The 24,601-nt window shown below is 34.1% G+C and carries 30 protein-coding genes; 9 read left to right on the plus strand and 21 right to left on the minus strand.

The genetic code is table 11. From position 1 onward, the window contains the following. Positions 1 to 3 precede the first annotated feature (3 nt). The 10 genes from M1V25_RS07100 to M1V25_RS07145 form a co-directional block, all read right to left on the minus strand. Positions 4 to 798, minus strand: a complete 795-nt coding sequence (locus M1V25_RS07100; RefSeq protein ID WP_498842835.1) for a VirB8 family type IV secretion system protein — start codon at positions 796 to 798, stop codon at positions 4 to 6. A 23-nt stretch (positions 799 to 821) separates the two neighbouring features. Continuing rightward, positions 822 to 2,030 carry a type IV secretion system protein gene (locus M1V25_RS07105; protein ID WP_498842836.1) on the minus strand — a complete coding sequence of 403 codons (1,209 nt, stop codon included), beginning with the start codon at positions 2,028 to 2,030 and terminating at the stop codon, positions 822 to 824. A gap of 14 nt (positions 2,031 to 2,044) precedes the next feature. Further along, positions 2,045 to 2,764, minus strand: a complete 720-nt coding sequence (locus M1V25_RS07110) for a TrbJ/VirB5 family protein (RefSeq protein ID WP_498842837.1) — start codon at positions 2,762 to 2,764, stop codon at positions 2,045 to 2,047. Beyond that, entirely contained in the window at positions 2,761 to 5,190 is a 2,430-nt protein-coding gene (locus M1V25_RS07115; RefSeq protein WP_498842838.1) for a VirB4 family type IV secretion/conjugal transfer ATPase, read from the minus strand. The genes M1V25_RS07110 and M1V25_RS07115 overlap by 4 nt, the downstream gene beginning before the upstream one ends. A gap of 161 nt (positions 5,191 to 5,351) precedes the next feature. Continuing rightward, complete coding sequence (locus tag M1V25_RS07120; RefSeq protein WP_498842839.1) at positions 5,352 to 6,080, minus strand: hypothetical protein; 729 nt, start codon at positions 6,078 to 6,080, stop codon at positions 5,352 to 5,354. Positions 6,081 to 6,106: 26 nt separating this feature from the next. Then, the gene (locus M1V25_RS07125) at positions 6,107 to 6,451 is read right to left on the minus strand and encodes a VirB3 family type IV secretion system protein (protein WP_498842840.1); all 345 of its coding nucleotides are present in this window, start codon (positions 6,449 to 6,451) and stop codon (positions 6,107 to 6,109) included. Between the two features lie 45 nt (positions 6,452 to 6,496). Continuing rightward, positions 6,497 to 6,895 carry a TrbC/VirB2 family type IV secretion system protein gene (locus M1V25_RS07130; protein ID WP_498842841.1) on the minus strand — a complete coding sequence of 133 codons (399 nt, stop codon included), beginning with the start codon at positions 6,893 to 6,895 and terminating at the stop codon, positions 6,497 to 6,499. Then, positions 6,873 to 7,868, minus strand: a complete 996-nt coding sequence (locus M1V25_RS07135; protein WP_498842842.1) for an ATPase, T2SS/T4P/T4SS family — start codon at positions 7,866 to 7,868, stop codon at positions 6,873 to 6,875. Before M1V25_RS07135 ends, M1V25_RS07130 begins: the two co-directional genes overlap by 23 nt. Before the next feature lie 27 nt (positions 7,869 to 7,895). Beyond that, entirely contained in the window at positions 7,896 to 9,122 is a 1,227-nt protein-coding gene (locus M1V25_RS07140; RefSeq protein WP_498842843.1) for a hypothetical protein, read from the minus strand. 40 nt (positions 9,123 to 9,162) lie between these two features. Beyond that, positions 9,163 to 9,330: a hypothetical protein gene (locus M1V25_RS07145; RefSeq protein ID WP_498842844.1), complete on the minus strand. Its 168-nt coding sequence runs from the start codon at positions 9,328 to 9,330 to the stop codon at positions 9,163 to 9,165. 360 nt (positions 9,331 to 9,690) lie between these two features. On the opposite strand from M1V25_RS07145, the gene M1V25_RS07150 reads away from it, so the two are divergent. Then, positions 9,691 to 10,296, plus strand: a complete 606-nt coding sequence (locus M1V25_RS07150) for a helix-turn-helix domain-containing protein (RefSeq protein ID WP_498842845.1) — start codon at positions 9,691 to 9,693, stop codon at positions 10,294 to 10,296. On the opposite strand, the gene M1V25_RS07155 is transcribed toward M1V25_RS07150, so the two are convergent. The 6 genes from M1V25_RS07155 to M1V25_RS07180 form a co-directional block, all read right to left on the minus strand. Beyond that, positions 10,286 to 10,864 carry a response regulator transcription factor gene (locus tag M1V25_RS07155; RefSeq protein ID WP_498842846.1) on the minus strand — a complete coding sequence of 193 codons (579 nt, stop codon included), beginning with the start codon at positions 10,862 to 10,864 and terminating at the stop codon, positions 10,286 to 10,288. The genes M1V25_RS07150 and M1V25_RS07155 overlap by 11 nt on opposite strands. 63 nt (positions 10,865 to 10,927) lie before the next feature. Further along, on the minus strand, positions 10,928 to 13,174 hold the full coding sequence (locus M1V25_RS07160; RefSeq protein ID WP_498842847.1) for a sensor histidine kinase: 2,247 nt from the start codon (positions 13,172 to 13,174) through the stop codon (positions 10,928 to 10,930). Continuing rightward, positions 13,161 to 14,249, minus strand: coding sequence for a hypothetical protein (locus M1V25_RS07165; RefSeq protein ID WP_498842848.1), 1,089 nt, complete (start codon positions 14,247 to 14,249; stop codon positions 13,161 to 13,163). The genes M1V25_RS07160 and M1V25_RS07165 overlap by 14 nt, the downstream gene beginning before the upstream one ends. Beyond that, the gene (locus tag M1V25_RS07170) at positions 14,230 to 14,916 is read right to left on the minus strand and encodes a hypothetical protein (RefSeq protein WP_498842849.1); all 687 of its coding nucleotides are present in this window, start codon (positions 14,914 to 14,916) and stop codon (positions 14,230 to 14,232) included. Before M1V25_RS07170 ends, M1V25_RS07165 begins: the two co-directional genes overlap by 20 nt. After that, entirely contained in the window at positions 14,897 to 15,076 is a 180-nt protein-coding gene (locus tag M1V25_RS07175; protein ID WP_498842850.1) for a hypothetical protein, read from the minus strand. Before M1V25_RS07175 ends, M1V25_RS07170 begins: the two co-directional genes overlap by 20 nt. Positions 15,077 to 15,082: 6 nt before the next feature. After that, entirely contained in the window at positions 15,083 to 15,766 is a 684-nt protein-coding gene (locus M1V25_RS07180) for a C39 family peptidase (RefSeq protein ID WP_498842851.1), read from the minus strand. A 303-nt stretch (positions 15,767 to 16,069) separates the two neighbouring features. Here M1V25_RS07180 and M1V25_RS07185 point away from each other — a divergent pair, with 303 nt between their 5' ends. The 6 genes from M1V25_RS07185 (at position 16,070) to M1V25_RS07210 (ending at position 18,975) form a co-directional block, all read left to right on the plus strand. After that, positions 16,070 to 16,327 carry a hypothetical protein gene (locus M1V25_RS07185; RefSeq protein WP_498842852.1) on the plus strand — a complete coding sequence of 86 codons (258 nt, stop codon included), beginning with the start codon at positions 16,070 to 16,072 and terminating at the stop codon, positions 16,325 to 16,327. Then, positions 16,324 to 16,482 (plus strand): hypothetical protein, encoded by a 159-nt coding sequence (locus M1V25_RS07190; protein WP_498842853.1) that lies wholly within the window; start codon positions 16,324 to 16,326, stop codon positions 16,480 to 16,482. Before M1V25_RS07185 ends, M1V25_RS07190 begins: the two co-directional genes overlap by 4 nt. Before the next feature lie 469 nt (positions 16,483 to 16,951). After that, positions 16,952 to 17,296, plus strand: a complete 345-nt coding sequence (locus M1V25_RS07195; RefSeq protein ID WP_498842854.1) for a hypothetical protein — start codon at positions 16,952 to 16,954, stop codon at positions 17,294 to 17,296. Beyond that, positions 17,289 to 18,170, plus strand: coding sequence for a hypothetical protein (locus M1V25_RS07200; RefSeq protein WP_498842855.1), 882 nt, complete (start codon positions 17,289 to 17,291; stop codon positions 18,168 to 18,170). The genes M1V25_RS07195 and M1V25_RS07200 overlap by 8 nt, the downstream gene beginning before the upstream one ends. A gap of 288 nt (positions 18,171 to 18,458) precedes the next feature. Continuing rightward, positions 18,459 to 18,761 carry a helix-turn-helix transcriptional regulator gene (locus M1V25_RS07205; protein WP_498842856.1) on the plus strand — a complete coding sequence of 101 codons (303 nt, stop codon included), beginning with the start codon at positions 18,459 to 18,461 and terminating at the stop codon, positions 18,759 to 18,761. A gap of 55 nt (positions 18,762 to 18,816) precedes the next feature. Further along, positions 18,817 to 18,975, plus strand: coding sequence for a hypothetical protein (locus M1V25_RS07210; protein WP_498842857.1), 159 nt, complete (start codon positions 18,817 to 18,819; stop codon positions 18,973 to 18,975). A gap of 340 nt (positions 18,976 to 19,315) precedes the next feature. Here the strand turns inward: M1V25_RS07210 and dnaB are convergent, their stop codons facing one another. Genes dnaB through M1V25_RS07235 form a run of 5 tightly spaced genes read right to left on the minus strand, consistent with a single transcriptional unit; the run spans position 19,316 to position 23,534 of the window. Beyond that, complete coding sequence (gene dnaB, locus M1V25_RS07215; protein WP_498842858.1) at positions 19,316 to 20,674, minus strand: replicative DNA helicase; 1,359 nt, start codon at positions 20,672 to 20,674, stop codon at positions 19,316 to 19,318. Positions 20,675 to 20,691: 17 nt separating this feature from the next. After that, positions 20,692 to 21,180, minus strand: a complete 489-nt coding sequence (locus M1V25_RS07220) for a hypothetical protein (protein ID WP_498842859.1) — start codon at positions 21,178 to 21,180, stop codon at positions 20,692 to 20,694. Positions 21,181 to 21,184: 4 nt separating this feature from the next. Continuing rightward, complete coding sequence (locus tag M1V25_RS07225; protein ID WP_498842860.1) at positions 21,185 to 22,363, minus strand: hypothetical protein; 1,179 nt, start codon at positions 22,361 to 22,363, stop codon at positions 21,185 to 21,187. A 14-nt stretch (positions 22,364 to 22,377) separates the two neighbouring features. Continuing rightward, the gene (locus M1V25_RS07230; protein WP_498842861.1) at positions 22,378 to 22,527 is read right to left on the minus strand and encodes a hypothetical protein; all 150 of its coding nucleotides are present in this window, start codon (positions 22,525 to 22,527) and stop codon (positions 22,378 to 22,380) included. 2 nt (positions 22,528 to 22,529) lie between these two features. Continuing rightward, positions 22,530 to 23,534, minus strand: coding sequence for a ParA family protein (locus M1V25_RS07235; RefSeq protein ID WP_498842862.1), 1,005 nt, complete (start codon positions 23,532 to 23,534; stop codon positions 22,530 to 22,532). Positions 23,535 to 23,716: 182 nt separating this feature from the next. Here M1V25_RS07235 and M1V25_RS07240 point away from each other — a divergent pair, with 182 nt between their 5' ends. Together M1V25_RS07240 and M1V25_RS07245 are read left to right on the plus strand one after the other, a co-directional pair. Further along, positions 23,717 to 24,070, plus strand: coding sequence for a type II toxin-antitoxin system RelE/ParE family toxin (locus tag M1V25_RS07240; RefSeq protein ID WP_498842863.1), 354 nt, complete (start codon positions 23,717 to 23,719; stop codon positions 24,068 to 24,070). Then, a complete protein-coding gene (locus tag M1V25_RS07245; RefSeq protein ID WP_498842864.1) occupies positions 24,067 to 24,363 on the plus strand; it encodes a helix-turn-helix domain-containing protein in 297 nt (98 codons plus the stop codon). Before M1V25_RS07240 ends, M1V25_RS07245 begins: the two co-directional genes overlap by 4 nt. The last annotated feature ends 238 nt before the right edge of the window (positions 24,364 to 24,601 follow it).

Below are 24,601 nucleotides of genomic sequence, written 5' to 3' on the forward strand. Positions count from 1 at the left end.
TCATTACGCCACCTGATCTTCAGCGCGATAATCTTTTGTCCATGAGATATGGGTAATATAAAAACCCATTGGATTGTATAAGGCAATGTCCTGACCTTGCGGTGGCTCATCGTTTTGTTTATAGGTAAAAACACCTGTGTACTGATTATTGTCAATCACCTTACCTGTTTGCGTATCTTTGGTAATTTCCGTCCAGCGAACTTGTGTTGAAGTTGGACTACCGCCAACTGCTGGGGTAACACTATTAATCACCACACTAATGGTTTCCGTTGCCGCGACTTTAAATGGATCACGCTTTTGATAAAAATCCTCTAGTGTTTGTGTCGCAGCTCCCTGTAAATAAGCATACGCTGACTTGATCATGTCCTGTTGCAGATGACCATCAAAACTCACCTGACGCGCATTTTTAACAAACTGCTCAATCAAATAGGTATGCATTTCCGGCGTGATAGAACGAGGATTAATTTGTGCTGCTTTCTCAATGCTTAAAATCTGATTGTTACCATTAACCTTTACGATCACTGGATAAACTTTGGGTGTCATATACAACATGACGGAAGCAATCAACAGCACAAAGCTAAACACGGCTAATATCCAAACCGTCGTCCAAAGGCGCTTAACGGACTCCTGACGACCTGAATTTAACATGCGCATCATTTCACTCATTTGTGCCTGATTATTAGGTGTTATTGGCTGTCCTTCTTTGCCTTTATTATGATCTTCTACAACAACGCCGTGCGCTGTATCTTGTGTTTTAGAGGCAAAGGAGCCGTATATTTTTTTTGGTTGCTCTGACATAGATTTTATTTCCCTTCATTATGTTATTTTTTGCTTGGTCCATGTTTAATATGATTCCACGCAGCAGTGCGAATATTTTTAGTGGCACCGCCTAATGTATTGGTTAATGACTTAGATGATGCCTTTGTAATGCCACCAGCATATTTAGCTGCTGCTACACCACCCTTAATCAGTCCACTTTTATCTGCTTGTTTAAAAGCTTCTGCGGTACTTTTAAAACCTGAAGCCATATCATTTTTGGTATTCCAAAAACCTTTGGCTCCACCTGCAACCATATTGCCTAACCCTTTCGCTGCATTTAAAGCATGATGCCCACCGGTCCCTAGTGCCGCCGCTGCCCCTGCTGCTTGTGTTGGCGCCGTTGCCACCCCTTTAACAGCACTCACCGTCATTGCTGCAGCCGATAAGGCAGAAGCCACAGCAGCTTGCCCGTAATCCCTAAAAGAACCGGCACCTGAAATTTCAGCAATAAAGGAGGGGACGTTCTGCACCACCAGATAAAAAATGACTAAGCCACCAATAACAATTAAAATATCGCTGTAGCTAAAAATACCTACATGAGCAGAGTGCTGCAGTGAGTCCACCCAGCCTTGACCGACATGAACGCCAACGCCAATTACGATATACATTGTCATGATCTGAAGACCAATCCCAATAAGCTTCCCAATATAATTATTAACCGTAGGGCGCGTAACATCATTCATCCCAAAGGCAAAAATAATCGGTCCAACTGAAATTAAGGCGTAGGTTTTAATTAGTAACACACAAAGGCTTGCCGCAATAAAAGCATAAATAATGGCAATAAAAACGCCTGAGATCATCGCCAGTAATGCAGTTGGCAAATGCGTAATACCCATCTTGCCTGCTACCTGAAAAATACTGGAGGCTAAATAAAATCCCTGATCAAAAACAGAAGAAGGATCAATACCAGATAAGTTCCCTGCTTTGGCACCTGTTTGCATAAAGCCATTAATCCACGCTGGAATCCATGAGCCACACACCTCAATTAACGTAAAGAACATGCCAAACAATATCGCCATCTGAGTTAATTTGGATAACAGTTTATTTATCTCCTCACCCTGTAAAATCATCATCAAAGTGGTGAAGGATATGGTGATATAGGCTAACCAGTAAGCAAGGTTATTGCCTGCTAGGAATATCTCATGCATGGACTGCTGAAAGCCCGTTAGAAACTCCTGATTTATCGTATTAAGTACTTGAACATCTGCCATGTAAATGATCCTTTTTAATTCGTTGAGAAATCAGGAATGGTTTTAAATTTATCATCCGCCTCATAGCGTGGTTTCTTTAATTCATAATTTATGAATTTTTGATCAGCTTTAGTCGCTGCCATTTCCTGTGAGGCATTCGCTGCGGCAATGGTTGCTTGTTGCGATTGCATCTGGTTTAACGACTGGTTTATTGATTGCAGTTGTGCGGCATTTGCTTGCAGCAGCTGATTCGTACCTTGCAATACCGCTTTCGTGCCCTGCGCTGAATTAGAGTGATTGACAATCTGATTTAAACCATCTGCTTGCTCAGCCATGTAGCCCATTTGTTTTTTGGTTGAATTTAAAGTGCCCTTCGTCGTATCTAAGACCGTCTTCATACGACTGTTTGTCTGATCTTGCGCATCACCTTTTTTCTTATCTCCAAAGACATCATTAAAGCGTTCATTAATATGCTCGGTTGAATAGGTTAATGCCTCACCTGTTGACGCCATATTGCCAACTGTGTTGGCTGCATTGGTGTAATCAGTTAGCGTCTTTAAATCGGAGTTTTGCAGCATAATACGCTGGTTATTCAACTGCTCAATCTGATTGGCAACGCTGCTCGCACTGTTTAGTGCAGATGAAGTATTTTGAATAAGGTTAGTTGGATCAATTACCACATCCCCACCAAAGCCAAATGACTGTAAATAAATAGCAGAAAAACCCACTGTTAAAAAAATGTGTTTACTCTTCATGACAAACTCTCTTCAACTGAATGTGCTATGTATGTGCGCTTGGCAAAATCAGCAGCATCTTTTAACCCTTTTGCCGTTAGATATTCCACCATCCACATTGGATCATCCTCGCGATAATATTGATCAAACAAGGCTCTATCAGGTTCACTGCTAACCGCTAAAAATGCCAAAGCAAGCTCGCCTAAATTCAGATCAATTAAACGCTTACCTGTCGGTTGTGAAATGTAGTAATGCCTTTTTGGTGTTCCATTGGCAATCAGTGATATTTCTTTGGCATTTAATGAAAAAACTTCATACTGTGCTTTAACCTCTGCTGAAATGGCTTCAGCATTTGGCAGATAAACTTTAGTTGGACAGGATTCTTTTAAGACCTCAGTAATGGCACTCTTAGAGACATCTGACAATGATTGCGATACAAAAATCACCGAGACATTAAACTTCCTCAGTGTTTTTAACCAGTCTTTAAGCTTGCGCTCTAAAATTGGGGTGTCCAAATACAGCCATGCTTCTTCCATAACAAGTAAACAAGGATGTAAAGACGTTGATAAAAGCTCAATTTGTGCATTTAGGCACTCAATAATGGGAATAAATAAATGCTCGGGTAACTTTAATATTTCGCCAATATCAAAAGCCAGTAATGATGAGGTAAATAAATCACTTGAAGTTCCATCCATTAAACTCCCAAATATACTGGTTTTTAAAGCAATATAGGCATTGCGTAATTCCTGCTCCTGAAACTCAAGATTACTGAACTTACACTCCTCTTTTGGCAGTGATCTTAAATTTGTCAGTGATTCTTTAACAATCGTGCGACGAGTTGACTCCATCTGTACACCATTGATCTCAAACGTGTCACATAACCACTTATGGATAATCTCAAAACCATAATCATCATTAATGGCAGCAAAAGGGGTTAATTTAGCGGTTTTTAAATCTTCAGGTGAGTAATATTTGCCTGCATGTGATCGAGTAAAATATTTATGTGAGCTATCTTTATCAAAAATCACCACACGCGCATTTGGATACTTTAAGTGCTGCGACATCATAATGCCTAATAATGTTGATTTACCTGCGCCTGTTGGTCCTAAAATCATCGTGTGTCCAACATCACTGACATGCAGGTTTAAGCGATAGACATTACTACCATCAGTAACTGCATATAAAAGCGCTGGAGAATGCGCAGGATATAATTGGCTAGGACAATAACGCTCCCCGGCATAGATAGATGACAGTGGCAACTGATAAGCCCATGATATGGAATCCAGTAGATTAATACGACAGTTATACATACCATGCCCTGAAATACTGCCTAAATAAACTTCCGTAGCATTTGCACGCTCATTGCGAATTAAAAATCCAAGGTTAGTAATAACATCGGTAAAATCACTCACAACGCGATTAAGTTCAACAATGTCTTCGTGCATAAAGACAATACAGCCATTATAAAAGCCATACTTAATCTCACCGGATTCGTTCTCTGTAATACAGGCTTGAGCATCTAAGTTTTTGCCCTGTGCATCTTCATCAAGTTGAGGACTACCGCCAATAGCCTGGACAATAACACCTTTCATGCCAATCGCTTTAGATGACCAGGTACGTTGTATCTTTTTTAACTGCCGTTTTGCCTGCTCTTTGGAAAGCACATAAAAGCGAGTATGATAACGAAAAGGCATGCGCATTGTGTTAAGAACGTGCATCATCATTGGCTGCAATTTCATCGGATACTGATCAATCGTCAGTGTTTTAATATATTTATCACCAATCATCGGTTGATGACCCGCTAAGAAAGGATCGCGTGCTAAGTACAAATTTAAAAAGTTATTTTGATCAGGTGCTGCAATCAATTGACGCTTGCCGGTGATGCATAAATGGCAATACTGCATTAACTCATCACCATTTAAACGAGCAAACTTACTTTCATTGCCATATGCCACAAAGCTCATAAATAGCTGAAGCTTATTATTAAAATCACTTAATCGCTCATTAGGTGTTTTATCTCTCACTTGGTCATTGGTGTTATAGATAAACTTTTTGGTAGCTTTAGAGATTTCTTTATCTTCTTTAAAAGTGATTGCCACATACGTTAAAGACTCGTAAATATCTCCAGTGTGATCAAATTGATAACGCCTTTCCTGGTCAATTAAAGCCGGAACAATTGCAGGAAAAACCTGATCATCAGAATAATTTTCAGCCTGCGTGCGAATGACATCATGTTCGATCATAATGTTACGACTCCAAATATTGCACACCGCTTCTGACCAGCGAAGAGAATAAGCAATACGCATTTCATCAACGACGGATGCGACATCATCACCATGAAAACGAAATACGGCTTGCAACGCCCCATCTTTCATCACGATAACGTTATCGATTAAAAAGGCGTAACCTAACTTATCAGCCAATCCAACATATTTATTTCGCTTCATTTTTAGCCCTTAAGTTGTGCATATTTTTTAATCATTCTCTAAAATTTAGATTGAGTATAACCAAACCATTTAAAACGGTCGTATTAAGCTGTTTTGTTTTTAATCTATGAAGTGTGTTTGGTGATTATGTATAAATGCCCATTAATTACTCCCTTCCCTTGTTATATTTTTTTAACCATTTCAGGCTGAATAACTAGTAATAATTTTTGCCCTGCTTGCGCGCTTTGCATTTGTATAAATGCAATTTGTCCATTCTTCACAGTAAACTCAGATGATATGTTACTTTCAGAGATGTTTGGCTTGCCAATTTGAAGATCACTTAAATGAGCACTAGCTTGATTATTAACTGCCTTACTCACTAGTGATAAAGCTAGTGTTATGTCGTAATTAGTTAATCTAATCGTTGGTATTATGTTTATCCAACTGCCTACCTGAACCAATTTTGGTGTTATTGCCATATCACCATCTTTTTGTTTTTGGATATGATCAATATAAGGAATGAAAGTAGTGGTTATAAATGGAGTGCTCTTATTCCATTGTGTGTATGCTGCCAAATGACGTATTAAGCTAATAGTAGTTAACGAATCTATTTGATTGCTAAAGTTATCAAATAAGCTGATTTCTTTATTGTTTTGCAAATTAAGGTAGCCAATATTACCCATGATCGTCACCTGATCTTTAGGGAGTTTCGATTTGATCAATGAGAGAGTAAATGATTCTGTAACTTGATACAAAGACATATTAAGAACTACACCATCCGCCGCAGAGCTTTCTTGTTTATTTATCGCAGCACTTGGGCTTGTTATAACAAATGAAACCACTACGAATACACAAGCTAGGACTATTGCTGTAATTAATAGTTTTAAGCCTTTAAATTTATACTCTGACATTATTAATATCTCCACCCAATATTAACTTACGATCCTTTCTTTATTAAATCGATTTCTGGAAACGAGTTAAAGCGATGACTATAGTTACTTGCCAAACCAGGTAGTGCTGGGAAAAATCCTTGTGTGTGTCGTGTTGAACGTTTAAATACCTCAACACCTCGAGGATCATGCTTACTTGCTGCCATACATAACCCATGTACAATGACAAATAAAGGTATAGCGAAGAAGGCTGGCCAGGTCAGACGCGTGCCTAATACAAAGCACAAACAAAATATGAAATTCAAAGTAAATAACGATTTTTCAGTTCCCATTGTTAATACTGGCTGCGTTAACGCCTTACGGACTGGCCAGTCATATAATATACTCATCATCTATCTCCCAAAACCTTCAGCACTAAATTTTAATATCTATTGCTATTAAAGGATAATTGCACCACTTGACCAACCAAAGGTTGAAATAATGCTGCCCGCAGTAAATGCGATTGATAGCCCAAGCAATACTTTAACAAATAGTTTTCCACCGCTTTGCAAATCAACAAACGCAATTGCAAGACCAGATACGGCGACAGCAATAATGCCAATCGATAACGCTACTGGTCCTGAAATACTATCAGCAATTGTTTTAAGTACTTTTTCCCAACCAAATTGTCCTGATCCGATTGTGCTTGCAAAAACTGTGCCAAAACTTAAAAATGTCAGCACATAAACAAATATTTTAGTACTTGTCTTAACAGTACTGCTAAACTTCAGTGCAAAAAAATCCCTCAGCTGCGCTTTTGATCCTACCATTATTTTAATTCCCTTTATTAATTTCATTGTTCTTCTCTCCAAAGTTTATTGGTTCTACATTAAAAATCTTTTTGTTATAGTCATAGCTTTTCAGCTCTGCAATCGTTGCAACCCTCCTTCCATATGGGTGTGATGGATCTTTGATCATATGCACAATCACATCCACTACCGTGTTAATTAACGCAATCGGTGGTTCAATACCTTTTTCACAGCAAAGCTCAATTAATCGCAAAGGTGCCGCATGCACGTCTTTGGCATGAAAAGTTGCAATACCACCTGAGCAACCTATATTCCATGATTTGAGCATATCGTGTGCTGAATGGTCTGTTACTTCACCAACAACAATACGATTGGGTCGCATTTGAGCTGTCGCCTGTACCAGCTGTTGCATTGACAGTGGATTCATCTGTAAATACTGTTTATCTTCAAGATTAACCTTAATTTCAGGCGTGCTCTCAAGGATCAGAACACGATCATCAGCACATCCTACTTTTGCAATTTCATTGATTAATGCTGACGTTAAAGCAGTCTTACCCGACTGTGGAATCCCAATAACGCAAATATTGCGATACAAGCGAATGCATGCACGTAAAAACTCTGCTTGTTTAACCGTAACCATCCTCTTTTGAACAAAGTCTTCAAGTGGATATGCCGTCTTAGCATGCCGCCGTATAACCATACATGGTGCAGGTGCTGCCGGCTCAATAATACATTTGCATCTTGCACCATCAAATGGTGCAAGATGAGGCATTTCAACCGTGTGACTTGGTGAATCCGCGTTAAGATAATAGCCACGATATTGACAAAGCACCTTCATGGCATGACGAATATGCTCAAGATCAACATCCCCCACACAATGCTTGCCATCTAACTTAGAATCAACCCAGAGTTTAGCATCTGAGTTAACATAAACATCCATTACGTTGCTATCAGCAAGCGCTGCCATAATCTTGTCCCCTAAGATATTGGCAACGAATCTGACATCATGTATTTCGCTCATATCACACTACCAAGCCTATAAACTCTATTAGCTTTGAGTAACCGTCAACTGACTACCAACGCTTAAGCCAATAACCGTTGACGTATTACCTGTTGCGGAACCATCAAGGCTCCAGCCCCCACCCAGTATTTTTGTGTAAATATCACCATCATTACCAATGCTAGCAAATAAATTTAAATTACTGAGTACCTTAATCGCAGTAGGAACGCTAGTGGTATCTTTAATGAAACCACTAGTGCTCCATGCCCCTCCGGTATGCATATACATACTTCCACTGCCAGTGATACCAGAATAGATATTGCCTTGCCCATCAACATCAAAAGCAGTGAATACAGAATTAGCATTTGGATTACCTAAATTATTCCAAACACCATTAAATTTCTTAAATACATCATGATTAGTTGCTGTGTCAGCTTGTGTGTATAAATTACCTGCATTATCAAATTTAAGATAATTAATGCCTGTAATCGCATTATCAACTAAACCTTCATCATGCCAGCCTTTGTTATACGAATAAATATGATTACTTCCACTACCTGCAACATATAATTTGTTGTTTGCATCAAAAGCCAAGGCATTCACAGCGGTAAGTGACGTATTTGGGATGCCTATATCATCAAAACCTTTTGAAAATATATTTAGCTTGAGTATATGGTTATAACCATCATAGCCGGCAAATATAATACCGTTATTGTCAAGCGCAATAGTATGAATGTGATGAGTTACATTAGGCGGAGATGGAACCTCTGCCCAACTACTATCATCTGTTTTAGCGTAAACATAACCATTTATATCTAATGCGTAAAGTAGCCCTTTATTTGATAAGGAAAAACTATGTACTGTGTTACCATTTGTGATACTCATTGTATCGTTTATAGTATGTCCATAGTCAGTGACCTTAGCATTCACATAAATATAACAACTTGAATAGCGACCCAACGCACCAGATTGGCATGTATTCTTACAAAAAGTTGGCTTACACCATGATGTATCACTTACACCGTCATAAATTTGAAATTGTTCAGAATCTGGACCTGTATAGAATAAATATCCTGTAGAGCCATCTGCATTATTACTAACTTTAATACCTGTCACACTAGCTGACATTTGCGTCACTGTGATTTGTACTGGATTACCAACACTACCAATTTGAAATTCATTACCACTATCACCGCCTCCGCCACCGCAAGCTGATAACAAGGCTGCACCAGTTAATGCAATAGATAATTTTAATACTAAGTTGCTATGTTTCATGGGTTTTCCCTCTTTAACTTTAACATCACTGTTATTACTTTTATTCAGTTTTAATATTCCTATTCTCATCATCTATGTAGCCATTGTTATTTAAATGCTTACCAATAATTTTGGTTGTTGCTTCAAACAGTGTCAGGGAATAGTCAAGACAGTACTGCTTTAACAACCTGTGCAAATCCTTTTCTATTGCCACCAACTTGTGTTTCAAAACCACTCCTTAAACTATCTGGTTTGAAGATTTAAATTTTTAACTTTTAAAATCAAAGAAGAGCGAATCGAGCAGATGTATTTACGAATAAGCAAATATCATCTATTATTGACACGCTGATCTCTGATCAGTTATTTACTTAGGGCTTCACCTCGGTCGCCAAACTTTTGGTGGAGTCCTTAATTGAGTCTGTAATTTCATTCATTAGTTTACAACTTTTTACAATCATTCCTACTGCGGATAACCGCAAAAATTTGAATAGCTGACTTTTTATTATCATCTTTTCAAGTATAATCAAAACTACCAAAGAAAAATTATAATGTCAATATAAAAATACATATTTATGTATTTTAAGGCTGTATGGAACTTCAAATCTCAAAAGGTCAACGCATTAAAATGATCAGAGCTTTTTTAGGACTAAGTCAGGATCAGTTTGCTAAAATATTTTGTATTAACATTAATACAATAAGAACATGGGAAACCGATCGTGCTCATGGTTTAAGCAAAAAAGGTGCTAAATTAATATGTCAAAAAGCTCAAGAATTATACTCATTGTTAATTTCAGAAGAATGGCTATATAAAGGGATCGGATCTCCACCACTTCTGATAAGTTATGATGATAAAAACTCTAATGACAATTCCATAAACGACGAACTATTTTTATTTATGAAAAATCATAGAAACTCCCTATACTTATCTATAAGTTTTGATACTACAGATGATTTTTTTTCTAACGGCGATTTGGTCGCTGGACAAATATGTGAAAACATGCACGACACTCTAAATAAATATTGCATTATAGTAACTGAAAATAAAACTAACTATTTTGGTTATGTAACGAAAATAGAACATGAATCATTAACCATTCAATTATTAAATAACAATGAAAAGACAATTAATTTACCTTTGAAAATTGCCCCTGTTTTATGGTGCAGAAAACCTGACCACACAATATCTAAAGCATAACTTTGCTATTAAGAATAACTTCTTTAACTGATTTAACTTCCAGTTTTCTAAAAATATTTGTTCTGTGAAATTCAACAGTTCGTTTAGATATAAACAGCTCTGATGCTGTTTGTTCAACAGATTGACCACTTACCATTCTTTTATAAACTTTATATTCACTTTCTGTTAATAGTTTGATACTAAGGTTATTCTTTTTCTCATTGGAGCATAGCGCATCTTGTATAACTTGAAGCACATTTTTTGGATGTGTATTTTTTTCTATCAAATAAAAAGCTCCATTTTTCATAAGCTGCGCAGTAAGCTCTATTGTTGCATACCCAGAGAAAAAAATACACGGAGCTGAAATTCCACTTTTCTTTATCCTGTAAAATAATTGTTCACCAGATTCATTCCCTAAATGCAAATCTATTATAAAACATTCAGGATTATTTGGCTTGTAGTGAGAAAAAAAACTGTCACTATTTTGATAGATACTTACGCTATAGCCTTGCTTTTCAAGCAGACCCTTCCAAGTAAAACAAAATTTAAAATTATCATCTATAATGTGAACTTTAGCATTTTCCATCATTAGTACAAATTATGATATGCTCACTTTTTTAACAATGAGTATAATCATATTAGGTAGTCAAGGCTAGGTAAATGGTATTATTTTAGATTTAATATCTTTAATCCAATACATGTCTTTGAACATTAATTTAGGTTTGCCCGTAACCAAAGTAATTTTTTGAAATCCATATTCGTCAAATAATTTTTTAGCGCAGTACTCACCAGAAATAGTATTTATCCCTAAGTCTGAATCTATGTATACGTGAATCAATGTATTGTATTTTCTGCAAACAACCTCAAATTCTCTAAATGAATTAAAAACATGGACACATATGCCCTTTTTGTGTCCAAGCAAACGCCAAGACTCACATAAATTGATATTATCATCTATAAGGATAATTTCTTTATCTACAGCTTTATAATCAAATTCAATGTTAGCGATTGATAGTATAGGTTTAGGCAGAATATTAACACCAAGTTGCTCACACTTAATAATTATTGATTCATTATTGTACTTTGAAGTCACTAAAGTTGTATTTTTTGCAATAGAAAAATCCTCAACGATTGAAAGCCCGTTTTCATTGCCGAGATCAAAATCAATAAAAAAATGAGTATTATTAAGTGTTTCTTTACTAAATGAAGATAATAAGTTTTTTAAATCATCTCCACAGAAGCATCTATGGACTATAATTTGATTTGGTTTCAACCCATCTACTTTATCTAACCAGATATCATGAATTAAGATATCATCATCTAAAATAACATTATGATTTGATATTGAGATACTACTTACAAATATTGTTTGATATTTGCTTACAGGAATAATAAAACTTGCTTTAGTCCCATGATTGATCCCATCTGAATTTATAAAGAACTTACCACCCCACTCATTTGCTTTATTTATTGCATATTCTACACCTAAACCACTACCGCCTGATTTAGTTGATTTTATATCCTTATTATAAATACACTCAATCTGCTCTCTAGTCATTCCTATACCATTGTCAGTAATTGCTATCTGTATATTTTCATCTAAAAGTTCAACTGATAACTTTACAACACCATCTGCCTTAGATATTGATTCACAAGCATTATTTACAATGTTCATAATTGCTCTAATGAAATCACTTTTATTAATATCAATCATAATTCCATAAGAATTATTGATAAAATCAACTTCCAGCTTTATTTTGTCATCTTTAAACCTAATTTTAATAGTATCTATCACAAATGAAACACATTCATATACAGATTCAATCATTCTTTCCTGATCCTTTCTATATTCACTCAAGAGATTATTTGCGATATCATGTATCTGATGAGTAACATTCATAATGATAGTTTTATACTTTTTTTCGAATTCATAGCTTTCAATCACGGTATTCAACGCCATTAAGGGAGATCTAATATCATGAGCAACTTGAGTAGCAATTTTACCCATTTCAGCTAGTTTTTCATTTTCCTTCGTCGATTTAATCTTATCATCCCTCTTTCTAATTTCTGTTATGAGGTACCTAAATTCCTCTATATAGTCTAAGTTATGTAACACATCAATTTTATCACTTGATTTTATTGTATTTACTATTTCTCGAATTGGATCAGAAATTGCAAAATTAAATATTCTTTTAATTCTTATGGTTATAATTAAGTAGATAAAACAACCCATAATTAAAAATAAAAATAATGTTACTAGATAATGATTATCTACTTGATTACGAACATCTAATCGAAGTGGCATTTGATTATGTCTAGTTATTGAAAATTTGCCAATTTTTTTATCACTAAAAAAATCTTGTTCATAATCCACCCCTGTAGTAATCATTGGATTTATTTTATTCAAACCCTTGGTTATAGCCAAACTGTTAAAGTATATTTTAAATGTATATGTGCAATTACCATGTTCGCTATTTAATTCGTCATCTAGATAGCAAATCGGAACATCAGCAAAATATTCGCTTTCCCCTCCACTTGAGTAAATAGGCTGATTGCTATTATCATAAATCTGTATGCCACTTATTTCAGGAGTATTCAATGAGTTCATCTGCAGGTTAAAAGCAGCATATATTTTCTTCCTTGTAATATCTCCTGAGCGTAAATAAGTTTTAAAATCAGTTGAAGTTGCAATTATACTTAGCTTTTCTGATATATTAGATTTTAAGGTTTTTATATTCGATGATATTAAACTGCCATTGCTAGCCATCAGTATTTTTTGTTGTCTATGGAAAAAAATAAGTAAAACAAACAATGATATCAAAACAGGAATAAGAACTGAAAATAATAGGCTTCGATCAATTTTTTTAACTACATCATATATTGATTTAATTGATGTCATTTTGCGATCTAAGTTTTGATATTTTAACTTGTATATCAGACCAATTATTTTCCAGCTCAGTATACTCTGCATCAGAAACGCTTGGTAACCATTTTAACTCATACAGTCGTTTTGTTATATCACCATAAATTTTACTATACATCCCTGGCTTAATTTCATATGTACGTCCAAAGGGTGTGAAATATTGCGTATCCGCTAGAACATACCTCATTACTTCAGAAGACATTATTTCGTTGATAACACATTTTGTTTCTGGTTTATTATTCATTGCTACTATTAAATCAGAACTAATATAAGACACTTTAGGATCAATATATAATTCAAATTTTTTCTTAGGATGGTAACTTGCATAAGCATCAAATGAACCAGTCCATATAAATGCGCCAGCAAATCTTTTGCTGTCATACAATTGGTTATTGTTATTTGCAATATAAACATCCGTATGTTGCATTAATTTTTCAAAATTGTTAAAGTTTAATGAACCTGGAACTACATTCTTTGATTCGTTAATTAAACCATATCCAAATTCACTGGTATTAATCAAATTCCATATTTCAACTGGATCATCTAGCATTACAATAATTTTATCATTTGCTTTAGTAAATATTTCCTTGAATGATTCTCCTTTTGCTATATTTAAAACATTTGGATCATATAAAAAGCCAGTCAATGAATGAACAAAATACCCAACATTCTTTGGAAAATGTTGACTCAAATAGTGCTTCTTTATTGCAGGGTGATACAACTCTACTTCATTCATCAAATTTATCCCATTTTTTGATATATATCGTTCCATGGGTTTGTATATTGTTTCTGAAAAAATCAGAATGTCATATTCATCTTTATCAGTTTTGCTCATTCTATTTAGAATTTCACTGTTTGTATAATAAATGTCATGCGAAAATTTGACATTACACTTATTCTCAATTATTTTGACTACACCAGGCGGATCATCAAAATATCCATACCAAACCAATACATTAACATCATTTTCTTTTGGATAAATAAAAGTCGGAGTTGAAAAAACTATCCATATACTCCAGAAAAAAATAAATTTATTTTTTCTCAAAAACATAATCAATCCATCCAGGGATAGAAATATTCTTCATATTATAATCTTTAACAATATCAACTAACTTTAAATCTAAATTCTTATAGAATTTATACAAGTCTTGTTCTGATCTATATATTCTGACAGGGTAATCAAATTGATATTTTTTACCTTCTATTTGATATAAATCAGACCACACAGCTTTATTACCTTTTATAGTGTAACTTGAGGAATACTTGACAACACGGTTTTCATAATTAAATTCATCCTCCGAAGGATCATCCCAGTTTAAAATCGGATAATAACTCAATGAAATTTTTCCTCCATAATTTAAAATATCTGATAATTTTTTAAAAAACAATTCAATATCATGGTCTTTTTGTAATAGGCAAAAAGAATTAAATCCTGCAATAATACGTTCATAGGTCGTATTAGGATTAAAGTCCAAAATGTTGCATAAATGCTTTTTAGACTCACTTAAAGTAATAAATTTCATGAAATTAGGTTCTATTTCAAGGGCATCGATATCAATATTCATTTTGCTTAAGGGGTTAGTCAATCGTCCGTATCCAGCAAAAATATCTAGAGATTTATACCCTGTACAGAATTCATGATAATAATTAAGATCACCAATAAAATTTTCTGTATGTGCTTTATATAGTGCCCAACTATTAATATACAGTGTTTTCATATATAATCTTAGATAAGTTCAATATTTCACTTTCTATAATCATAGCAGCACTTAAGATAGCTTGGTCATCAGAACTGCATTTTATTAGCTCTACACTTGGCAAAATAACACCTATAACATTAGATACGTAATGTTCACTCAAAGTAATTTTTTTATCCATACATGTTTAAACCTTTTTAGGTACTGCGACTATATATATGCCTCTAACAAGATTGCCGGGATTAAAATACTGAGCATCAAACCACATCGCAAAAAATCTATCTGGGTTAAATGACGTTAACCCATAAATTGTCTCAAGATTATTATCATGCGCTTCTGGGTCAGCAAAAAATATAGTGTCTTTATTATCACTATAATGGTTACCAAGACTTTGATAGCCAGCAACAACAACCCAATGTCCACCCCAGTCTATCCATTCAACTAATGTTGGTATACCTTTTTTTAAATTATCCTGAAGCATTTCAATAGTGCCATTTACGCCATAATGTGCCTCAAAACCATTATTATTAAACCAATCCACTATTTGCTGTGGAGTTGTTCCTTTTTCTGGTGATGTTCCCATTTCACGTGCTATTTTATTTTCAGTGGTTATATTTAAGTCTTGATCATTTAATATATCATAATATTTTAAGATACTCATAACCGCAGCTGGTGCACATGTATAATCGGTAGACTGTTGATATCCTTGGATATCTAAAACGATTAAATTGTGATTTGATTTTAAATTAAATGTTTTAAATACTTCATTTTTATATTCCTGGCTGGCAAATTTTTCCGCAAATCCAATACTTATTGGTGTTATGATAAAAACAACAAACAGCAATATATATTTTCTTGCATAAGAAACCATAATGCTTCACTCCACAATAACATCAAGTATCATAATTGGCTAATATTACCAAAGAACAAATATTTAATAAAATAAAAACTACTTACCTAAATTCCTATTCTAAAAATTATAAAGCTCTCGTATCTATGAACTTTATTAGCGGGAATCTCCTTTCTTTAGGAAGTCGAGGATGTTGCTTATTAAGCACAGCCAGAATCCCTTAATCACATATAGTACATACAGTAACTGTGGTGTATTAATTACTAAAGAATATAATAAATTAAAGAGGTTTTTGAGTGATATTTAACGAACCCAAGAAGAAAAATGGGCAACCAGCGCTTGCTTGGAATTAGTCTGAAATACTATATCAATAATACACACAACAATCGTTGGTATTTCAATGGTGAGCGTGTTGCATTTGAAAAAATTGCGGCAGGGCTCTTGTATGAGAATAAGACTCAACTGCAAAGTGCAATAAGGAAGTATGGTATGGTAAAAGTGTTTAAGTATGGATTGGATAAGCTAAAGGCTGGTATTGATGACTATCAATACTCAAAGGACTCATTTAAGGAGTTACGATGAACATTCAAAAGTTTTTAGAAACCGAAGTTGGTGCTAGAGCATTAAAAGCCAAGCTTAAATCTTTACCCGACCACGAAAAAGCAAAACCTAATTATACAATGCTATGTAAAAAAGCCTGTGATGCAGTAGATGCTTTCAAAATAAAGAAGTTGTGACGGATTAAACCAAAAGGAATCAAGTGAAAGTAGTGATAAAAACAAATCGAATTGAAAATGATAGCGACTTAGACATTCTTAAAAAATCATGTGTCAAAAACTAGACAAAATTAAACAAAGCCGCAACAACAAGTTAATCAAACAAAACAGAAGAAAAAATGAGCATCCAAGACAAGGAACCCTGCAAAAACTAAAGAAAGCACAATCTTGAAATAAGCCTGTATATTTGACCTATGCCAATTACGAGAAAGTTAACGGTAAAATAGCTGAGATCGACAAGGTGTTTGTGCATATCGAAACAAAATAACAAGACGGTCCAGTGACGCTTGAGATTGAGATTGAGAAGATTATTATAATATTGTTTTTTATTTTAAAAAACAACAATTTATTACAAAATTATTTTTGCTAAAAATTAAATTAATAAATAAAATAGGAACATTAAACAAGTGGCTGTTATGAAGGTTAAATCATGAATAAAATTAAAAAAATACTACTTCTACCAATACTCGGAATTAGTTTGTACTCATTTGCCTCATCTAATATTGATAGCACATCTGTTAAAATTGTAAATCTTACTGATAATGTGATGATCACTGATTATGCCAAAGAATTCATAGATATAAATCAAATTCCTTATATAGAGATTTCTGATTTGTATAACAAAATAATAACTAATAGTGATTCAGACCTCTTATTTTTCAAAAAATCAGAAAAAATTACTGTTGGATATAAGAAATACAAAAATATGGAATTAAGTATGACTGTAGAAAACAAAAGAAAAATAATTAAATCTGTGAGTATAGACTATGAATAAAAAAGCTGTGCTTATTACATTAACGTGTATTGCATCATTGGAACTAGGATTTTCATCAGAAAATACAGAATATGGTGTATTTTTTTGCACGAGAGACTTATCTCCAGAATTAGTCGAGAGAATTGACCAATCTAAGGTAGCAGCAGCTATCTCGGGCTCTTTAGTGTCATCTCTTGTTTCTTTTTCGACTCATTCAACCCCTTTGAAAATAATAAGCTCAACTTCAGCAATTGGTTCAAGTGCGATAGCGATTTATTATGCCTCTGAAGCCTATGAAAAATGGAAACAAGGACTTTATCGTGGACTAAGACAAATGATAAATCCGGTTTCTGGTAGTTCAAACATAGATAATAACTACATTAAAGTTAAAGACGATAGAATTGATGGCAGTGTATATAGACATTGCTCTATTATTTCTGCTGGTTATAAAGAAACAAGTGATCGAGAAAAACTACTTTTAAAGGGTTTTGAGACTAAAGGTTTTTATCAAGATAATGATGAAGGAAAAAGTTTTTCTTCAAAAAGAGAAGCTGTGGTACGAGATGATGCACTTTATGATTCAACTGTTTGTACATTAGTCAAGAAAATTGATAATAAATCCGATTATATAAATACTAAATTTGAAATTGTAAAATATTTTGAAGATCAAGCAGATAATGGATATACCTTGTTTGGTAATAACTGTTGTACGGTAGCTTATAATGCTGTTAATAAAATAGCTGGAAACACAAAAGTTATAGATAAATCTAGCTTTAATCATGGTATTGGTATGCCAAATGGATATTTTTCTTTTTTTGTTAGCACAATTGAAAGCAACAAACCAACACAGCTTGACCAAACTAATGAGGATAACGAAAAAAAACCTGATTTATAGAATAATCTTCAACTTCTCTTTATCTTTACTTTTTATTCTTAGTTACAACCGCACCTTCGGTTCTATGAGAAGCTGGAGGGTAAGCCATTCTGGCTTACTCGACCAGCTAATTAAGTCAATACTTTTTTGTTGGGGAAATAAGGTTGCGATTAAGAAATGAGTCGTATCTTAATAATGACTCAAATTTATAATATCAATCATGTTATTTTATTTCAACAATTTTTGTTGTATAAATTATTCTATTAAATTAAAATGTACTTATTGATGAATAAAGGAAATTAAGCGATCATGAATAAGGAAATCAATCATTTAAACGTTACTGAAATAAATGCTTATCCCGAGATATTAAACCTTATTCGCACAAACCTTAAAATCTACATGTATCAAAATAACGTTAATAGTGTTGAGTTAAGTAAAGAACTGGCTATATCAACGGGAACAGTCAGTAAGATTATCAATGGCAAATGTAATCCTAGCATATTGACGTTATTAGCAATAACAAATTATTTAGAAATTAAGATTGACGATTTATTAAAAGAGAATACCTCAGTTGAAAAGTCATATGAGATGATTTTTTATAAATACGATTAAATAATATTATTTTTCAAAGTGTCGTTTTTGACAAAAAAAGCAAAGGAGCTGTATTATGGTTACAATAAATAATCAACATCAGTGGATAGATCAACACAAACTAGAAGAAGCGATGACCATGTTACAAATGGGTGCACCATTATCGATAATAATAAAAGCAATTGATATTCCCATTTCTGCTATTTTACATATGACAGCAAATGAACATTTTTAAAGACTCATTTTGTGTCTCTTATTGGAATCCGAAATTTGAGTTATGATCTCTGAATGTAACCTATTGCTTTGTGGTTTACTTCTTTTTTTGAGTTTGAGTATCATATCCAGATCAAGACCTGTTTCGTTGGCAATCGGGAATTTCTTTTGCAAAATAGTTTAGTGCTGCACGGATTATTAAGTGTACAAATTGATGCTCGAACGTGACTGAAGTCAGTTCTTTGATTTCCATTTGATTTTAAACACCACGTTTGAAAAATAGGCAACTGTCAGGTCAAGTCTAAACTTATACAGATTATGAAAGCGAGCCGCTACAACTAATACATATCATACTTACAGTTTTAAGTTTCAATTCTTTCTTCATAGACTCTAAACTCTCTATTGACAAACTTACAAAACTCTCCTCTAAATATCAATCCAACTTCTCCTATCTCACCATTTCTCTGCTTTCCTATCACAATATCCGCTAATCCTTTTAAATCAGGGTCATCAGGTTTATACACTTCTTCACGATGGACAAACATAATTACATCCGCATCTTGCTCAATACTACCAGAATCCCTTAAATCACGCATCATCGGTTTTTTATTGCTACGATCTTCTAAACCACGATTCAATTGAGATAACGCAATGACAGGCACTTTTAGCTCTTTGGCGAGTGCTTTAAGTTGTCCTGATATATTTGATATTTCCAAGTTACGGTTATTCTGATACGCAGGACTTTGCATTAACTGTAAGTAATCAATAACAATCAACCCCAAGTCAGGATTTTCACGTTTGAATTTACGAGCCTTGTGCTTAACTTCTGTTGGTGTTAAAGCGGCTTTATCAACAATCGATAGTTTCATATTCTCCACTTTGGTAAATGCTAAAGTGAGCTTTGCCCAGTCATTATCTTCGAGTTGCGCTGATCTGATTTTCGAAAATGATAAAAAGCCTAATGATGAAGCCATACGCATCATAATATCTTTAGCTGACATTTCCATTGAGAACACTAACACTGATTTATCTGTTTGTGTTAATACGGCTTCTGCTATGTTCATGGCAAAGGTTGTTTTACCCATTGCTGGTCGTCCAGCAACAATAATCAACTGTTCTTCACGCAGACCACACAGCTTATCATCCAGGTCAATAAAACCCGTTGGCAAGGCGGCTAAGCCATCTTTTTCCGATAGCTCATCCAAATAATCAATAATTTGTGGAATAACCTCTCTTGCAGCAATAAAATCATTATCGCCACTGTCTATATCCTGGCGTACAGTTAAAACCGCTTGTTCAACCTTATCCAATACATCTTCTTCACTTAAGCCTTGACCTTGTAGCATTTCGTTGGCTTCAATCAATGCCTTGGAAAGTTTGCGTTTAATCGCCTTGTTTCTAACAATCTCGGCATAAGCTTTGACATTGACTGTAGTCGGTGTCTCTTTGGCAATTTCCGCTAAATACCCTATTCCACCAACCTGATCACTTAAACTTTCTTGGGCTAATAATTCTTCAAGCGTTACAATATCATAAGCTTTGCCATCATTTGCCAGTTTTTGAATGTGCTTGTAAATTAACTTATTGGCAGGGTGAAAAAAATCCTGGGGTGTTAAAATATCACTAATGCGGTCATAAACATCGTTGTCTAAGATTAAAGAGCCAATCACTGATCTTTCTGCCAAAAGTGAGCTGTCATTATTTTGTTTTATTTCATTCATATTAAACATCCAATAATTTATTTTTTACAAACCATGGGAGTCGGCATCCAATATTTTGTCTCGATTGGTAAATCCTCATTACTACAATTTTTCTTCCAATCGAAAACATCACAGCGAATATCCGAATACCAATAATCCTTCATCGCTATAAATATTGTTTGTGACTGATTTGGTATTGCAAAATTTATATCAATCCACCCGTTAGTAGATATCCTTTTAGACTCATCAAGATACTGCCAATGCGTTACCTTATCTTCTATTTCTCTTTCTTCTAGGCTACTATTAAAAACATCAAATGTTTCCCACCAAAAACGATATCCACCGCATGAGTCATAACAATATACCGCAGGAAATATAAACCCACTTGCAACTTTTACTAGACAAGCACCACTATATTCTGATTCATCTTCGTATTCAAATTGAGGTAAAATTTTTTCAGAATTAATCCACTCAAATATAAGATTATCTTGATCATGTTTAATTTGATTTATGGCTTGATTTATCATACTATTATCCTTTGTAGACGTTGTTTTTAAAGTACGTTTTAAGCGCGGCTACATAAAGCTTGTTGTCACCTTTGTTTTTGAATGCACGAGGTGGCATCTTGCTTTGCAACTCGCCCTTTTCTTCGACCTCGGCACGTTCAGATTCAGTAAGTTCTTCACGCCAAAGGTCAAATTCAACGTTAAATACTTCTTCTTTTTGTGCTTTGATTTTTTCTAGTCTTTCTTTTTTCGCTTTTAGTGATGCCTCAAACGCTAAATCGTCAGGTGACTTATAATTAGCTTCTGTCCAGTTGCCACCTTTTTTCAACACCCCTAATAATCCACGCAGACGGTTGTTATCGGGCGCATAGCTTTTCATCTCATCTAAGCGGTTACGTAGCGCCCAAGCATAATGTTCAATTGACTCTTGAACACAGTCAACAGTCAATTGGTTATCAGTATCGAAATTTTTATTGAAGTTTTTGATTTGGGAAACATGACGTTGTGTAAAACCAAATTCGACTAAAGAGGAATAATCAAGATCACTCCAGTTTTCAAGATCAGGTACTTGGGATGTCGTTTCTGCGTTCTCGTTCTCGGTCACAGTAACTAATTTTGTTTCCGAATGGGTTTTTGACTGCGGTTGCAAAAACAATTTTTGCAGGTCGGCTATTTTTTCATTTTGATGTTTAATAAATTCAATTAGTTCATCTTTTTTGGGGTTAGTTGGTTTTGGTTCAGTGGTTGGGTTGTTAGATTTATTTATAATATTACTAGTACTATATATAGAATCATACATAGTCTTTTCAATTTGATATTGTGACCAACCTCCTCGACCTGATTTATGCTTAAAAATTGAAATACAGTTTTTCTCATTTTTAAGTCTTGATATGGCGTTTTTCAAAATATTAGTATCTTTATTAACAATAGAACCTATAAGGGATAAAGTGACTTTATCTGTTATTCTTAACTTATCATCAATTATGTGTTTGTAAAGAAACATAATCACATCAAATTGTATTCCAGATAGCTCGGATATAGTGTGTTTTATTGGTTTTGAAATACCAGCATTTTGCTTACCATTAGCTAACTCTTCGCTAACCATTTGCTTACCATTAGCTAACTCTTCGCTAACCATTTGCTTACCATTAGCTAACTCTTCGCTAACCATTTGCTTACCATTAGCTAACTCTTCGCTAACCATTTGCTTACCATTAGCTAACTCTTCGCTCTAACCATTTGCTTACTGTTAATTAGTTTTGTTTCATTTGGCTTGACTCGACTCAGTGTTGGATTTTTTAAAGCCGAAATATCACCAAGCTTGCTTTTTGCAAAAAAAGATTTTAGCTTTTTATCATCTATAGCCATTTTTAAAAACCTATAATTTTCGATAAATCGCTCATAAGAGAATAATAATCATCAGCTAAAGGTGATTTTGAATCATATTCAATAACGGAAACTTTTTCTAAACTACTTTCTTGCCCAATTGACGCTGCCCTAATAGATGTGCTTGTGATTAGGTCTGGGAAAAGACCTCTATATTGCGCTTCTATTTGAGTGCTTAGTTTAGTGCGTTCTAATTTTGTTGGTATTAAAGTAAAGCTGTTCCAAACCAAGTCCATATTAGATTTGAAATTATTTATCATTTCAATATTTTGCGTAAGTGATCTGTATGTCTCTATATCACAGGATATTGGAGAAATAACATCAGTTGCCATAGCAAGGGAGTTTTGAATTAAGAAGTTCCAATTTGGAGAATTATCAAAAATGATTACGTCATAGTTATTTTTGATTGGATTTAAAAGTCTAGTTAAAAAATATTCCCTTTTGGTTTTATCTCTTATTATTTGTTCTAACAAATTTAATGAGGTTGACTCAGGTATAAAGTGGAGGTTATTTAAATCTGATTGAAGTACTAATTTGTCTATACCAATACTTTTATCTGTCTTTGTCGCATCATATAGTCCAAAATATTGAGGTATTTCATCTAAGCTACTAATCTCTTCTTCAAGATCAACTATAAGGTTGTTTGTCACAGAACATTGAACATCTAAACCAATTACTAATACTTTAATATTATGCAATGCGAGTATTCTAGCCAAATTAAACGAAAATGTTGTTTTTAGGACACCACCTTTAGGGGTATAGATTGATATTATTTTTTGAGATTTAGGTTTTTTTATAAAACCATATTTTTCGCCAATAATAGGTAAGTCATTTAATATCCATGATCGAATATATGTTTTACCCCTTTCTATCCTACTTGCTTCTGGAATTAAACCATGTGATTCATCTTTATATAATGCAGTTTTGGTTTTTTGAATTCTGAATAAATTTATAACTTCATTTGGAGTCCATAATTCCTTTTTAGCCATGATGTTTATACTTATTTGATTAATTTACTAAAAAGTATAAACCATTGCATTAAATAGTAAAAATACTTTTTTATATTTTTTCTTGTTGGTATAACGCTACTTTAATAGGTATACCCCAACAGGGTTGTATTTTAATTGTAAAAGGTTATAATTAAGCCATAGTAATGACGGAGTTATTTATAATGGCTAAATGGCAGTCAATCATAGAAACCAATACATTTGAAAAAACTTCAAAAAGCATTGCTGATGAAGACTCTATAGAAGACATGCTAGAACACATTGCTAAAAACCCACTTTCTGGCGATCTTATTGAAGGCACTGGTGGTTGTAGAAAAATACGATGGCAACGTGCTAAAAATACGGGCAAAAGCGGTGGAATGAGAACTCTATATTACTATTACAACGAAAGCATGCCTATATATATGTTGTTGGCCTATTCGAAAAATCAACGTGACAACATTTCGCAAGAAACCAAAAACATTTTAAAGGCGATGGTTTATGACTTGGTCAAATCGCATAAAGGAGAAAAAAAATGAATAATTTTAATGAACTATTACAACAATCAGCCAGAGAGGCTGTTGAAATTGCACAAGGCAAAGCTGATGGCGTGAAGCATAAATTTTTAGTTGAAAGCGGTATTGATGTCATTGCTATTAGAAAAACACTAAATATGAGTCGAAGTCAGTTCTCAGAAACATATGGCTTAAAAGTCCGTACTGTTGAAAAATGGGAACAAGAAAAAAACAAGATGGATGCAACTGCAATATCCTATTTGACGGCAATTGCTAATAACCCAGAAGGTGTCAAGATGGCTCTACGAGGGCTTTAAAAGATTTAAAACTGAGCTGATAACTGCAAAAAAAAAAACTTTGCAATGAGAGCGCTGGTTTGTATTGATTTTCTCAACTGGTTATTTAATTATAAAATTGAGAGATATAAGTGTAGCGGCTCGCTTTCATAATCACCCCAACCCGCTTTTATCGCTCAAAGTGGGACCACATTAATTGACTCTATAAATATTTTCTGACCCACATTAAATGACTTTATAAATTTCTCGACCCACATTA

The sequence above is a fragment of the Candidatus Nebulibacter yamunensis genome (assembly GCF_024208055.1).
GTDB lineage: Bacteria > Pseudomonadota > Gammaproteobacteria > Francisellales > Francisellaceae > Caedibacter > Caedibacter lacustris.